Origin of the sequence: Actinoplanes sp. NPDC051851 (genome assembly GCF_040681165.1) — a bacterium.
Taxonomy (GTDB): domain Bacteria; phylum Actinomycetota; class Actinomycetes; order Mycobacteriales; family Micromonosporaceae; genus Actinoplanes.
The window spans coordinates 29,131-43,476 of record NZ_JBFAYF010000021.1; the positions used below are offsets into that span (position 1 = coordinate 29,131).

Below are 14,346 nucleotides of genomic sequence, written 5' to 3' on the forward strand. Positions count from 1 at the left end.
CGGTGGACGCCCGGCGGTCTGCTGGAGTACCTCGGCCGGGCCGACGACCAGATCAAGGTCCGCGGCCTGCGGATCGAACCGGCCGAGGTCGAGGCGGTGCTGCGGGACCAGCCGGGCGTCGCGGCGGCCGCCGTCGCCGCCCGCCCGGGACCGGACGGCCGCGATCGCCTGGTCGGCTACCTGGTGCCCACCGGGTCCGCCTCCGGGCCGGCCGACGGTCTCGCGGCCGTCGGCGGGTCGCTGGACACTCTCCCCGACGCCGTCGCGCGCGGGGCCGCAGCCCGGCTGCCCGCCGGGCTGGTGCCCTCGGCGTGGGTGGTGCTCGAGGAGCTGCCGCTGACCGTGGCGCGCAAACTGGACCGGGAGCGGCTGCCCACACCGGATGTCGTCACGGGAAGCGCCGGTTCCGCCGAGGGCACGGCCGACCCGGTGGAGGCGACCCTGGTCGGGCTCTTCCGGGACCTGCTCGGGCAGGACGGGCTCGGGGCCACCGACGGGTTCTTCGCGCTCGGCGGGGACAGCATCCTCTCCATCCAGCTGGTCGCCCGGGCCCGGGAGCACGGGCTGCGGTTCTCGCCGCGGGACGTCTTCGAGCATGCGACGCCCAGGGAACTCGCGGCGGTCGCCGAGTCGGCCGGTGCTGCCGCGCACGATGCGGACGGTCTCGGGGAGATGCCGCTGACGCCGATCATGCGGGCGTTCGTCACCGATCACCCTGCCGTCGACAAATTCGGTCAGGCGCTGCGTCTGAGCCTGCCGCCGGACGTGGACGTGGCCGCCCTGCGGGTCGCGCTGGACGCGGTGGTCGAACGGCATGACGCGCTGCGCGCCCGGCTCAGCGAGGACCGGGAACGGCTGGAGATCCCGGCGGCGGGGGCCGGGGCCGGCCTCACCGTGGTGCGGGAGCTGACCGATGACGTGCTCGGCGCGGCTCGGGCCGGGCTGGATCCGGGTGCCGGGGTGATGCTGCGGGCGGTGCTCGGCGAGCGCGGTTCGGGCGAGCGCGGTCCGGGCGAGCGCGCGGAACTGCTGCTGCTCGCCCATCACCTCGTCGTCGACGGGGTGTCGTGGCGGATTTTGATCGGCGATCTGGAGGACGGGTACCGGGACGCGGTCGCCGGGCGGGTGCCCCGGTTGCGGGCGGTGCCGACCGCGTTGCGTACCTGGGCGCGGGCCCTGCCGGGGATCGCGCGTACCCGGGCCGGGGAGGTCGGCTACTGGCGTGGCGTGCTCGGCGCGGTCACCCCGGCACCCGGCAGCGGGACGCTCGACGACGTCGACCGGGTCACCGTCACGGTCGCGGCGGAGGAGGCGGGGCCGCTGCTCGGGGCGGTGCCCGACCGGCTGCGGGCCCGGGTCGACGACGTGCTGCTGGCCGCGCTCGGGCTGGCGCTGGGCGCATGGCAGGGACGGGCCGGGGTGGTCGATCTGGAGGGGCACGGGCGTCGGCAGGAGCTGGTCGAGGGGGCGGATCTCACCCGTACCGTCGGCTGGTTCACCACCGTCCATCCGGTGCTGCTCGCCACCGGCGACGTGGGTCTCGACGAGGCCGAGTCCACGCCGGACGCCGCCGCCCGCGCGGTGACCGCGATCCGGGAGCACCTCGGCGCGGTGCCCGACCGGGGCTTCGGCTACGGGCTGCTGCGGCACCTGGCCGCCGATCCCGCTCTCGTCACCGCGCCCCGGCCGTGGGTGGCCTTCAACTATCTCGGCCGTCTCACCGACGCCGGGTCTTCGTCTGCTGCTCCTGCCGCCGGGTCTTCGTCTGCTGCTCCTGCTGCCGGGGATCGGGAGTGGCGGGTCGACGGGGGGATCGGCGGCACCGTCGACGGTCATCGGGTGGCGGCGCACGCCCTGACAGTGGAGATCACCGCGATCGGCACCGAGTTGCGGGTGGTTTTCGCGTACGTCCGCACCGCGCTCGACGAGCCGACCGTGCGATGCCTCGCCGACCTGTGGCAGCGGGCCGTCCACGCCGTGGCACGGGCCGCCGAGGCACCGCGGCGCCTGAGCCCGGCGGACGTCCCGCTGACCGGTCTCGACCAGTCCCAGCTCGACCGCATCCAGGCAAGGTGGTCCGCCCGATGAGCACCGCGATCGCTGACATCCTCCCGCTGTCGCCGCTGCAGGAGGGCCTGCTCTTCCTCAGCGGGTACGCCGGCGACGACGGCCCCGACCCCTACGTCGTGCAGCTGGTGCTGGACCTGTCCGGTCCACTCGACCCGGCCCGCCTGCACCGGGCCGCCACCGCGCTGCTGGCCCGGCACCCGCACCTGCGCTGCGCGTTCTGGACCGAGGACGTCGACCGCCCGGTCGCCATCGTCCCGGACCGCGCCGACCCACCCTGGACCGAAACCGACCTCTCCGAAACCGACCCGCCCGCCGTTACGTCCCCGCCGTCCCCGCCGTCCCCGCCGTCCCCGCCGTCTCCGCCGTCCTCGTCGTCCTCGTCGTCTCCGTCGTCTCCGCCCTCCATGGGGGATGCGGGGGATGCGGCGGCGGGGGCGGCGGAGGCGATCGCGGTGCGGGAGCGGGCCACCCGGTTCGACCTCGCCGACCCGCCGCTGTTCCGGTTCCACCTGCTGCGCCTGGCCCCGGAACGGCACCGGCTGCTGATCACCGGGCATCACCTGCTGCTCGACGGCTGGTCGACGGCGCCGCTCATCGCCGAACTGCGGGCGCTCTACCGCAGCGACGGCGACCCGGGGGCGTTGCCCGCGCCCGCGCGCTACCGGGACTACCTGGCCTGGCTGGCGAAACGGGACCGGTCCGCGGCCGCCGAGGCCTGGCGCGTGGCGCTCGGCGGGGCCGTGTCGTGCACGCCGTTCAGCGCGGCGACCCGGCCCGGTGCCGGAACGCTGCGGGCGTCGGCCGTGGTCGACGGCGCGGAGGTCATCGCGCTCACCCGCGAACTCGGCGTCACCCTCAACACCGTCCTGCAGTGCGCGTGGCTGATCGTGCTCGCCGGGCTGAGCGGCACCGCCGAGGCGATCACCGGGCAGGCGGTCTCCGGGCGTCCCGCCGAACTGCCCGGCGCCGGCGACCTGATCGGCCTGCTGCTGAACACGGTGCCGGTCCGGGCCCGGCTGCGCCCCCGCGAGACCGTCGCCGACCTGCTGCGGCGGCACCAGTCCGACCAGGCCGCGCTGCTCGACCACACCCACCTCGACCTGGCCGCGATCCAGGCCGAGGCGGCCCAGGGCGACCTGTTCGACAGCCTCCTGGTCGTGCAGACCTTCCCCTCATCGCTCCCGGCTGGTCCTCACGGGCCTGTCGAGGCCGCCGAGACACCCGTGAGCGCCAGCCAAGACCCGGTGGCTGGCGCTCAGGGGTGTGTCGAGGGGGGTGAGGGACCCGTGAGTACCAGCCAAGACCCGGTGGCTGGCGCTCAGGGGTGTGTCGAGGGGGGTGAGGGACCCGTGAGGGCCAGCCGAGAGCTGGTGGTGACGGCGGTGGCGGGGCACGACGGGTCGCACTATCCGGTGATGCTGACCGCGGCGCCGGGTGAGGGGCGGCTGCGGCTGGAACTCAAGTACCGGCCGGGCGCGCTGCCGGGCGACGACGGGCCGGCGCTGCTCGACCTCCTCCTGCGCGTGCTGGGCCGGATCACCGCCGATCCGGGTGGTGCCACCGGCGCGCTGACCCTGTCGGCCGGGCGGGCGGAGCTGTCCGGTGGGCCCGCCCTCCCCGGCGACCTCGCCGAACTGCTCACCGTCCGGGCCGCGCTCACCGTCGACGGGACCGAGCTCTCCGCCGCCGAGGTGAACGCCCACGCCGACCGGGTGGCCGCCGCCCTGCTGGCCCGCGGTGCCGGGCCGGAGACCGTGGTCGGGCTGGCCACCGGCTACAGCGCGGGGCTCGTCGCGGGCATGCTCGGCATCCTGCGGGCCGGGTGCGCCTTCCTGTCGCTCGACCTGGACCAGCCCGTTGCCCGCCTGCGCCACATGATCGACGTGGCCCGCCCCGCCCTGCTGATCACTTCCGGTCCGCTCGACGTTCCCGTGCCGCAGCTCGACGTCACCGGCCCATTGATCAATTCCGGTCCTCAGGCCGGTGCCGCCGCCCCGGGGAACGCCGTGCCGGGGAACGCCGTGCCGGGGAACGCCGTGCCGGGGAACGCCGCGTACGTGCTGTTCACCTCGGGATCGACCGGTGCCCCGAAAGCGGTGGTCGGCACCCGTCGTGGCCTGGCCGCCCGGCTGCGCTGGATGGTCGCCGCCGAACCGCCCGCCGCGGGGGACGTCGTGCTGGCCAAGAGCTCGATCGCGTTCATCGACGGCACCACCGAGCTGCTCGGCGCGATCGCCGCGGGCATCCCGGTGGTGCTGGCCGGGCCCGCCGAGCGCCGTGACCCGTACGCCCTGGCCGAGCTGGTGGCGAAGCACCGGATCACCCGCCTGACCGGGGTACCCACCCTGCTGCGCGCCCTGGCCGAACAGGTCGGGGAGTCCCTCGCCTCGATCCGGCTCTGGATCTCCAGCGGTGAGCCGCTGACCGGCGCGCACACGGCGGCCCTCGCGGCGGCCCGGGTGATGAACCTCTACGGCTGCTCGGAGGCGAGCGGCGACAGCACGGCCCAGCCCGACGCCCGGAACCGGCCCACGCTCGGTGCACCGATCGCGGGGACCGCGCTGCGCGTACTGGATGCCTGGCTGCGGGCGGTCCCACCGGGGGGTACCGGCGAGCTGTACCTGGCCGGTGCCGGGCTGGCCCGGGGCTACCGGGGCGATCCCGCCGGTACCGCCGCCCGGTTCGTCGCCGATCCGGAGGGCGCGCCCGGTGACCGGCTCTACCGCACCGGGGACCTCGTCCGGGTGCTGCCCGGCGGGGTCCTGGAGTTCGCCGGGCGCGCCGACGACCAGGTCAAGGTCCGCGGCTTCCGGATCGAACCGGCCGAGATCGAGGCCGTCCTCGCCACCGCTCCCGGCGTGTCCGCGGCAGCGGTCGCCGTCCACGACGGCCGCGTCGTGGGCTATCTGGTCGCCGCGGCGGGGGCTTCGATCGAGATCTCCCGGGTACGTGACCACGCCGCCCGGTCCCTGGCCGACCACCAGATCCCGGCGTTCCTCGAGGTTCTCGACCGGCTGCCGGCCACCCCGACCGGCAAGGTGGCCCGCCGTGACCTGCCCGCCCCGGACCGGTCGCGGCTGGCCGGGGCGGACCGTCCGCGTACCCCGGACGAGCGGACCCTGGCCCGGATCTTCGCCGAGGTGCTGAGCCTGCCCGCGGTCGGCGTGCACGACGGCTTCACCGAACTGGGCGGTGACAGCATCCTCTCGATCCGCCTGGTCAGCCGGGCGCGGGCGGCCGGGATCGCGCTGACCGCCCGCGACGTGTTCGAGCACCGGACGGTGGCCGCGCTGACGGCGGCGGCCCGGTTGCGTACGGCGGAGGGCGACGACGGGGGCGAGGCCGCGCTGACCGCCTGGCGGGACCGGCACGCCGCGCTCGCCCGGGACGCGGAGGACGTCCTGCCGCTGACCCCGCTGCAGTCCGGCATGGTGTTCCTGTCGGGGTACGACGACGGCGACCAGCCCGACGTCTACACCATGCAGCTCACCCTGCGGATCCGTGGCCACGTCGACGCGGCCCGGCTGCACGCCGCCGCGAACGCCGTGGTGGCGCGGCACCCGGCGCTGCGGGCCGGGTTCACGCACCACGAGGGCGAGCCGGTGCAGGTGATCCACGCGGGCGCGGCACCCGAGTGGCTCAGCACCACCGCGTCCGAGGCGGAGTTCGCGCGGCTGCGCGCCGAGCGCCGGGAGCGCCGGTTCGACCTGGCCCGGCCCGCGCTGCTCCGGCTCGACCTGGTCCGGGTCGGCGACGAGCACCGGCTGGTGATCACCAACCACCACCTGATCCTGGACGGCTGGTCAGTGCCGTTGCTGGCCCGCGAGCTGTTCGCCACGTACGCCGGGATCACCGGCGGCCGTGCCCCGGTCAACGGTCACCGGGAGCATCTGCGCTGGCTGGCCGCCCGGGACCGGAGCGCCGCCGAGACCGCGTGGCGTGCCGCGCTGGACGGGCTGGCCGGTCCGACCCTGCTGGCCGGGCCCGCCGCCGACGCCCGGCCGAGCGCGGGTGGCGCCCGCCTGCTGCCGCTGCGCCTGCCCACGGCGCTCGCCGCCGATCTCGCCGGGCTGGCCCGGAGCAGCGGGGTCACCCTGAACACCGTCCTGCAGCTGGCCTGGAGCGTGGTCCTGGCCCGGGCCACCGGCCGCGACGATGTGGTCTTCGGGGCCACCGTCTCCGGCCGGGACGCCGGGTTCCCGGAGGCGGAGCAGACCCTCGGACTGCTGATCAACACGGTGCCGGTCCGTGTGCGTCTGGGGCGCGGGGAGCGCGTACGGGAAACTCTCGATCGTCTGCAGCGTGAGACGGCCGCCCTGCTGGAACACCGCCATGCCGGGCTGGCCGAGGTGCTGCGGTGGAGTGGGCAACGGGAACTCTTCGACACGCTGCTGGTCTTCGAGAGCTTCCCGGTCGACGAGGCGGGGCTGCGGGCGGCCGAACGGTCCGCGGGGCTCGAGGTGGCGGCGCTGGCCGGCGAGTCGGTGACGCACTATCCGCTGACGCTGACCGTGCTGCCCGGCGACGACCTGGACCTGGTGCTGGAGTACCGGCCGGATCTCTTCAGCGAGCAGGCCGCGGCCGGGATCGGCGAACGGCTGCACGCGGTCCTCGACGCGATGGTCGCCGGGCCGGACCGGCCCCTCGCCGCGCTGCCGTCGGCCGCCGCCGCGGAGCGGGACCGGGTGCTCGGTGCCTGGAACGACACCGCGACGACGGCGGACGGGCCGCTGCTGCCGGAGCTGTTCGCCGATCGGGTACGCCGTCACCCGGGTGAACCGGCGCTGGCCGGCGACGGCCGTACCTGGACGTTCGCCGAGGCCGGAGCCGCGGTGGACCGGCTGGCCGGCGCGCTGCGGGCGGCCGGAGCGGGCCCCGAGGAGATGGTGGCGGTGCTCGCGTCGCGGACCCCGGAGGCGATGATCGCCATGCTCGCGGTGCTCGCCGCCGGGGCCGCCTACCTGCCGGTCGACCCCGCCTACCCGGCCGAGCGGATCCGCTGGATGCTCGGCGACGCCCGCCCGGTCGCGGTGCTGCATACCCCGGACGTGGCACCGCCGCCGTTCGCCGGTCCGATTCTGGACACGAACGCCGACGGCGGGACGGCCGGGCCGGTGCCGCTGGACCCCGGGCATCCGGCGTACGTCGTCTACACCTCCGGGTCGACCGGCACCCCGAAGGGCGTGGTGATCCCGCACGGCGCGATCGCCAACCTGTACCGCAGCCACCGCCGCCATCTGCACGAACCGGCCCGGCGCCGGGCCGGGCGGGACCGGCTGCGGGTGGCACACGCGTGGCCGTTCTCGTTCGACGCCGCCTGGCAGCCGCAGCTGTGGCTCTTCTCCGGCCACGCGGTGCACGTGGCCACCGACGACGAGCGCACCGACCCGGGCGCGCTGGCCGCGCTGATCCGGGATCGCGGCATCGACTTCATCGAGGTCGCCCCGGCGATGCTGGCGGCGCTGGACGAGCTCGGCACGTTCGACGGCGAGCCCCGGCCGGTGATGGTCGGCTTCGGCGGCGACGCGGTGGGGGAGCGGCAGTGGCGGCGGCTGGCGGCGACGCCGGGGCTGGACGCGGTCAACCTCTACGGGCCGACCGAGTGCACGGTGGACTCCCTCGCCGCGTTCGTCACCGAGGCGCCGCGTGCGGTGATCGGGCGGCCGGTCGACAACGCGCGCGCCTACGTGCTCGACGCGAACCTGGCGATCCTTCCGCCCGGCGTCCCGGGCGAGCTCTACCTGGCCGGTTCCGGTCTGGCGCGCGGCTACCTCGCCGCACCGGGCGTCACGGCCGCGCGCTTCGTCGCCGATCCCTTCAACCCCGGAGGGCGCCTCTACCGTACGGGAGACATCGCGCGCTGGACGGCCGACGGCATCATCGACTACCTGGGCCGGGCCGACGACCAGGTGAAGATCCGCGGCTACCGCGTCGAACTGGGCGAGGTCCGCGCCGCGCTCGCCGCCCACCCGGACGTCGCGCAGGCCGAGGCCGCGGCCGCCGAGGTGCCGCCCGGGTCGGGCCGCCGGATCCTGACCGGTTACGTGGTGGCCCGCGACGGGCGGGCGCCGGACCCCGCCGCGCTGCGGTCCTGGCTGGCCGGGCGGCTGCCGGAGTTTCTGATCCCGGCCTCGGTCGTGCCACTCGCCGCGCTCCCGCTGACCGGGAACGGCAAGGTGGACCGGGCCCGGCTGCCCCTGCCCGAGCCGGACGCCGCCACCGCGTACCGGGCGCCGCGGACCGTCGCCGAGACGGTGCTCTGCGACGCGTTCGCCGAGGCGACCGGGGTGGCCCGGTCCGGTCTGGACGACGACTTCTTCGCGCTCGGCGGCGACAGCATCGCGACGCTGCGCCTGGTGGCGCTCGCCCACACGGCGGGTGTCGCGCTCTCCCCCCGGCAGGTCTTCACCCACCGCACGCCCGGCGCGCTCGCCCGCGTCGTCACCACCCTCGCCCGCAGCGTCACCACCCCCAGGGAGTCCGCATGAATCCGATACCCGACCCGCACGTCACCCGGCGGCGGCTGATCGCCGGCAGCATCGTGACCGGTGTCAGCGGCGCCGCGCTGCTCGGCAACCGGCAGTTCCAGGAGTACCTCGCCGGTGATCCGGCCGCCGCCGCGCCGCGGCTCGTCCCGGTGGCCGACACGGTCCGGCTGCCCGGCCGCAACACCCCGTCCGGGCCCGGCGCGGGCAGTGTCGCGGGCACGTCGGTGACCGCGCCGGACTACCCGACGCCGCTGGAGCCGTACCGGGACGCGCTGCCGGTGCCGCGGGTGCTGCGCCCGGCGAAGGACGGCCGGCTGACCGTGCCGATGCAGGTCGCGAAGCACCGGTTCCACTCCCAGCTCGGCACCTCCACGGTGTGGGGTTTCGGCGGCACCGTGCCCGGCCCGACGATCGAGGTGCACACCGGGCAGCGGACGCAGATCCGCTGGGTCAACGCGCTCTCCGGGAGGATGCCGCTGCGCGCCTGCGCCCCGCCGATCGCCTGGGCCGACCCGCCGCTCTGGGACCGGCCCGGCCGGGACGGCGCCCCGCTGCTGGAGGACGTGTCGAACCTGCCGCCGTGGACCGTGGTGCACCTGCACGGCGCGGAGACCGGGATGGACAACGACGGCTGGCCGGAGGCGGGGATCCCGCCCGGGCAGGCCCAGCTCGCCGAGTACCCGAACGCGCAGCGGGCCACCGCGCTCTGGTACCACGACCACGCGATGCCGATCTCGCGCTGGAACACCATCGCCGGGCTCAGCGGCCTGTACCTGATCCGGGACGACACCGAGGCGGGGCTGGCGTTGCCCGGTGGCCGGTACGAGATCCCGCTGCTGCTCTGCGACCGCAACTTCGACCTCGACGACGCCGGGCGGCTGGTCCCGGTCCAGCTCTACAAGACCGTGCTGTACGCCACCGAGCCGGAGCTGCAGGCCACCTCGTTCTCCGGGCCGTTCACCACGGTCAACGGGGTGATCTGGCCGCACCTGGACGTGGAGCCGCGCGCCTACCGGTTCCGGATCGCCAACCTCTCCAACGTACGGCCGTATCACCTGACCCTGGCCCTGGAGGACGGCACACCGGTGCCCGAGGGCGCGATCCGGCTGATCGGCACCGACGGCGGGCTGCTGGCCGCGCCGGTGGTCACCGGTACGGTCAGCGTGCTCGCCGCCGAACGGGCCGACGTGCTCATCGACTTCGCCGCGTTCCGGGGCCGCCGCCTGGTGCTCGCCAACGCCGACTACGACCCGGGGCCGTGGCCGCAGGTCATGCAGTTCCGGGTCGGCGGCGGCAAGCCCGTCACCGTCGCGCCGCCCGCCGTGCTCGACGCGAGATTCCCGAAGCCCGCGACCCCCTCGGCCCGGCGCATGATCATGTTCCCGCCGCTGGGCACCGGGCAGATCGAGCAGTGGGAGATGGCGGAGACCGCCTCGCCCGGCGGCCCGCTGCCGATCGACGGGATCGTGCAGGTCAAGGGCGCGGACGCGGTGGTCCGGACGTACCGGAGAACGGCTCGTGGTTTTCATGATCCGGCGACCTTCATGGTCAGGACCGGGGACTGGGAGGAGTGGACCTGGATCAACCTGGACGTCGGCGGCTGGCCGCACCCGCAGCACGTGCACGCCACCCACTTCCGGGTCGCGCGGCGCGATTACTACGACGTCGCCGACAGGTGGCGGTTCTTCCTGGACGACGCGGGCCGGACGATCGGCGGCGGCACGGTCACCCCGATCGAGTACGTCGAGGCGCTACCCGCGGCGGACTCGGACGCCGGGTGGAAGGACGTGGTCTCGGTGAACAACGGCGAGGCGGTGACGATGACCGCGCACTTCGCGTACAGCGGCCGCTTCCTGCACCACTGCCACATGCGCGACCACGAGGACATGGGGATGATGCGCCCGTTCGTGGTGATGCCCGCCGAGGTGATGAAGATCGAGGACCAGGCCGGGCATCCGATGGAGAACCCCGGGCACGGCGGGCACTGATCGGCAGCGGTCAGCTGCGGCGCCAGTAGCCGCAGAAGTAGACACGGTCCTTGGCGAATCCGCGATCGGTGCACAGGTGGCGCCGGACGGTGGTGACCATCGCGGATTCGCCGGCCAGGAAGGCGTACGGCGTACCGGGCGGCAGGTCCAGGTCGCGGACGGTGCGCAGGGTGAGGTCGCCGGCGCCGGGCTCGGTGTCGCCGCGGTGCAGCCAGTGGAGGGTGGTCCCGGACGGCGCGTCGATCGGGATCTCGCAGTCCGGGCCGGTCACCTCGATCAGCGCGATCGCGGGGACGTCCGGGGGCAGTGCCTCCAGGGCGGCGGCGATGGCGGGCAGCGCGGTCTCGTCGCCGACCAGCAGCTGCCAGTCGGTGCCGGCCGGTGGGGCGTACTCGGCGCCGTCGCTGAGCACGCCGATCCGGTCGCCGGGTGTCGCCTTCCGCGCCCAGGCCGAGGCGGGGCCGTCGTCGCCGTGCAGCACGAAGTCGATGTCCATCTCGGCCTTCTCCGGGCGCAGCTCGCGCACCGTGTAGTTGCGCACCACCGGCCGGACCTCCGGCTCCATCGCCTGCACGGCGGGGTACCAGCCGTCGGCACCCTCCGGCAGCAGCAGGGCGGCGCCGGGGCGGGGCGGCAGGAAGATCCGGACGAGATGGTCGGGCCCGTCGTAGCCGAAGTCCTCCAGTCCCGGGCCGGTGAGGGTGATCCGGGCCAGGTGCGGGGTGAGCGCGCGGACGGCGACGACCTCGGCGGGCAGCGGGCGCCGGATCAGTGTCATGAAGACGCTCCTCGATGGACGGACTGTTCCTCCCGGAATCTAGTTAGGTTAGCCTGACCTGACTAGATCGTGTGGCGTGAGCGGTTGCGAGAAGGGGGAACGAGTGACCGCGCTCGATACAACGCGAACCCGGGGTGGCGCCGTGCTGCTCCCCGGACTCCTCGTCGCGATCGCCGTGCTGGCCGTGACGGCCGTGCTGAGCGTGGCGGTCGGCGCCAAGTCGATCTCCCCGTCGGTGGTCCTCGACGCGCTGCTGCACTACCGGCCGACCGATGACGATCACCTGGTCGTGCACACCATGCGGCTGCCGCGCACCGCGGTCGGGCTGCTGGTCGGCGCGGCCCTCGGCGTGGCCGGCACGGTCATGCAGGGCATCACCCGCAACGCGCTCGCCGACCCCGGCCTGCTCGGCATCAACGCCGGCGCCGCGCTGCTGCTGGTCGTCGGGATCAGCGTCTTCGGCGTCACCAGCCTCACCGGGTACGTCTGGTTCGGCTTCGCCGGGGCCGCCGCCACCGCGGTCGTGGTCTACGCGATCGGCGCCCTCGGCCGGGACCGCGCCACCCCGGTCAAGCTGGCCCTCTCCGGTGCCGCGGTCAGCGCCGCCCTCGCCTCGGTCACCACCGCGATCCTGCTCAGCGACAGCGACGCGTTCGACCGGCTCCGGCTCTGGCAGGTCGGCTCGCTGGCCGGCCGGGACGCCGCCCTGATCGGCCAGGCACTGCCGTTCCTGCTGGCCGGGGCGGTCCTCGCGATTCCGTGCGGCCGGCTGATGAACGCGCTCGCGCTCGGCGACGACGTGGCCCGCGGGCTCGGCCAGAGCGTCGGCACCGCCCGGGCGCTCGGCGCCGCCTGCGTGGTGGTGCTCTGCGGCACCGCGACCGCGCTGGCCGGGCCGGTCGCCTTCGTCGGCCTCACCGTCCCGCACATCGCCCGGGCGATCACCGGGCCCGACTACCGCTGGATCCTGCCGTACTCGGCGGTGCTCGCCCCGGCGCTGCTGCTCGCCGCGGACGTGCTCGGCCGGGTGGTGGCCCGCCCCGCCGAGATCCAGGTCGGCATCGTCACCGCGGTGATCGGCGCGCCGGTCTTCGTCGCCCTGGTCCGCCGCCGCGACCTGGTGGAACTGTGAGCGCCCTGACGCTGCCCGAGGCGGTCGCCCGGGTCCGGACGGTCCGGCACCGCGGCGCCCGGCGCGCGGTGATCGTCGGGATCCTGCTGGTCGCGCTCCTGGCCGGGCTCTTCTGCCTGGCCCTCTCCACCGGCGCGTTCCGCATCCCGCTCCCGGCGGTACTGGACACCCTCGCCGGGCACGGCACCCGCCGGGACACCTTCGTCATCCGGGGCGTACGCCTGCCCCGGGTCCTCTGCGGACTGCTGGCCGGCGCCGCGTTCGGGCTCTCCGGGGCGCTCTTCCAGCGGCTGGTACGCAACCCGCTGGCCAGCCCGGACGTGATCGGCGTGACGATGGGTGCCAGCGCCGCCGCGGTCACCTGCACGGTCGTGTTCGGGCTGGTCGGCACGGCGGTCTCGGTCAGCGCGTTCGCCGGGGCCCTGGTCACCGCGGCGCTGATCTACGTGCTGGCCTGGCGGCGCGGCGTCACCGGCTACCGTCTCGTGCTGGTCGGCATCGGGGTCGGCGCGGTGCTGGGCAGCGTGGTGTCGTACCTGATGTCGCGGGCCGAGGTGACCAGCGCCCAGCAGGCCCTGGTCTGGCTGACCGGCAGCCTCAACGCCCGCTCCTACGACCATGTCCGCCCGCTCGCCGTCGCCCTGGCCGTGCTGCTGCCCGCCGCCCTGCTGCTCACCCGCGGGCTGCACGTGCTCCGGCTCGGCGACGAGACCGCCCGTGGCCTGGGCGCCCGGATCGAGTCGCTGCGCCTCGGCGTGCTGCTCACCGGCGTCGCGCTGGCCGCCGTGGCGACCGCGGCCACCGGGCCGGTGCCGTTCGTGGCGTTCGTGGCCGGGCCGATCGCCCGCCGCCTGGTCCACGACCGCGGTCTCGCCCTGGTGCCCGCCGCCCTGGTCGGCGCGGTCGTGATGGTCGCCTCCGATCTCATCGCCCAGCACGTGCTCGCCGACCGGCAGCTGCCGGTCGGCGTGGTCACCGGCCTGCTGGGCGCGCCGTTCCTGCTCTGGCAGCTGGCCAGCGCCAACCGGGAGGGTCGTGGTGGCTGAACTCGAGGGACTCCGCGCCGAGGGTGTCACGCTCGGCTACGGCGACCGGCCGGTGGTCCGGCAGTTGTCGGTCCGCATCCCGTCCGGCCGGATCACCGTGATCGTCGGCCCCAACGCCTGCGGCAAGTCCACCCTGCTGCGTGGTCTGGCCCGGCTGCTGCGCCCGGGCGGCGGCGACGTCGTCCTCGACGGCAGAGACATCAACACCCTTTCCTCCCGTACGGTGGCCCGCAGGCTGGGCATCCTCCCGCAGACCCCGGTCGCGCCGGACGGCATGCGCGTCGCCGACCTGGTCGGACGCGGCCGCTACCCGCACCACGGGATGTTCGACCGGTGGGGCGACGCCGACGACGAGGCGGTCGCCGCCGCACTGCTCGCCACCGGCACCGCCGAACTCGCCGACCGGATCGTCGACGAGCTCTCCGGCGGGCAGCGGCAGCGGGTCTGGATCGCCATGGCGCTCGCCCAGCACACCGGGATCCTGCTGCTCGACGAGCCGACCACGTACCTGGACGTCACCCACCAGATCGAGGTGCTCGACCTGCTCACCGACCTGAACCGGCGGGACGCGGTCACCCTCGTGCTGGTCCTGCACGACCTGCACCTGGCCGGCCGCTACGCCGACCACCTGGTGGTCATGAAGGACGGCCGCCTGGTCACCGAGGGCGCCCCCGCCGACGTCATCACCGAGGCCACCGTCGCCGACGTGTTCGGCCTGGCCAGCCGGGTCATCCCCGACCCGGTCTCCGGCACACCCCTGGTCCTGCCGATCGGCCGCCACCACGGCGGCCCGCAACCTGTCGCATCCATGGCCGCGCCCGAGGGCGCGGAGAAAGGTTGACAC

At 75.1% G+C, this 14,346-nt stretch carries 7 protein-coding genes (1 of these 7 only partly in view); 6 read left to right on the forward strand and 1 reads right to left on the reverse strand.

Annotated elements, in window-relative coordinates:
* The 3 genes in view from AB0M08_RS21000 to AB0M08_RS21010 are tightly spaced (each overlapping or abutting the next) and all read left to right on the forward strand, a layout consistent with a single transcriptional unit that may run on beyond the window.
* Window positions 1-2,088: the 3' portion of an amino acid adenylation domain-containing protein gene (locus AB0M08_RS21000; protein ID WP_364495588.1), read on the forward strand. The gene continues 11,607 nt to the left of window position 1, outside the view; only the last 2,088 of its 13,695 coding nucleotides appear in the window; its start codon lies beyond the left edge, outside the window; the stop codon is at window positions 2,086-2,088.
* Window positions 2,085-8,558: an amino acid adenylation domain-containing protein gene (locus AB0M08_RS21005; RefSeq protein ID WP_364495591.1), complete on the forward strand. Its 6,474-nt coding sequence runs from the start codon at window positions 2,085-2,087 to the stop codon at window positions 8,556-8,558. Before AB0M08_RS21000 ends, AB0M08_RS21005 begins: the two co-directional genes overlap by 4 nt.
* Window positions 8,555-10,546: a multicopper oxidase domain-containing protein gene (locus AB0M08_RS21010; protein WP_364495594.1), complete on the forward strand. Its 1,992-nt coding sequence runs from the start codon at window positions 8,555-8,557 to the stop codon at window positions 10,544-10,546. The genes AB0M08_RS21005 and AB0M08_RS21010 overlap by 4 nt, the downstream gene beginning before the upstream one ends.
* Window positions 10,547-10,556: 10 nt before the next feature.
* Here the strand turns inward: AB0M08_RS21010 and AB0M08_RS21015 are convergent, their stop codons facing one another.
* Window positions 10,557-11,324, reverse strand: coding sequence for a siderophore-interacting protein (locus AB0M08_RS21015; RefSeq protein ID WP_364495596.1), 768 nt, complete (start codon window positions 11,322-11,324; stop codon window positions 10,557-10,559).
* Window positions 11,325-11,493: 169 nt separating this feature from the next.
* Between AB0M08_RS21015 and AB0M08_RS21020 the strand changes: the two genes are divergently transcribed.
* Genes AB0M08_RS21020 through AB0M08_RS21030 form a run of 3 tightly spaced genes read left to right on the forward strand, consistent with a single transcriptional unit; the run spans window position 11,494 to window position 14,343 of the window.
* Window positions 11,494-12,456, forward strand: coding sequence for an iron chelate uptake ABC transporter family permease subunit (locus AB0M08_RS21020; protein WP_364495822.1), 963 nt, complete (start codon window positions 11,494-11,496; stop codon window positions 12,454-12,456).
* The gene (locus tag AB0M08_RS21025; RefSeq protein ID WP_364495598.1) at window positions 12,453-13,502 is read left to right on the forward strand and encodes an iron chelate uptake ABC transporter family permease subunit; all 1,050 of its coding nucleotides are present in this window, start codon (window positions 12,453-12,455) and stop codon (window positions 13,500-13,502) included. The genes AB0M08_RS21020 and AB0M08_RS21025 overlap by 4 nt, the downstream gene beginning before the upstream one ends.
* Window positions 13,495-14,343 carry an ABC transporter ATP-binding protein gene (locus tag AB0M08_RS21030; RefSeq protein WP_364495601.1) on the forward strand — a complete coding sequence of 283 codons (849 nt, stop codon included), beginning with the start codon at window positions 13,495-13,497 and terminating at the stop codon, window positions 14,341-14,343. Before AB0M08_RS21025 ends, AB0M08_RS21030 begins: the two co-directional genes overlap by 8 nt.
* The last annotated feature ends 3 nt before the right edge of the window (window positions 14,344-14,346 follow it).

What these genes read in the sequence shown, in the direction of transcription:
- AB0M08_RS21005 (WP_364495591.1), top strand. Translation starts at nt 2,085, where the DNA reads ATGAGCACCGCGATCGCTGACATCCTCCCGCTGTCGCCGCTGCAGGAG.
- AB0M08_RS21010 (WP_364495594.1), top strand. Translation starts at nt 8,555, where the DNA reads ATGAATCCGATACCCGACCCGCACGTCACCCGGCGGCGGCTGATCGCC.
- AB0M08_RS21015 (WP_364495596.1), bottom strand. Translation starts at nt 11,324, where the DNA reads ATGACACTGATCCGGCGCCCGCTGCCCGCCGAGGTCGTCGCCGTCCGC.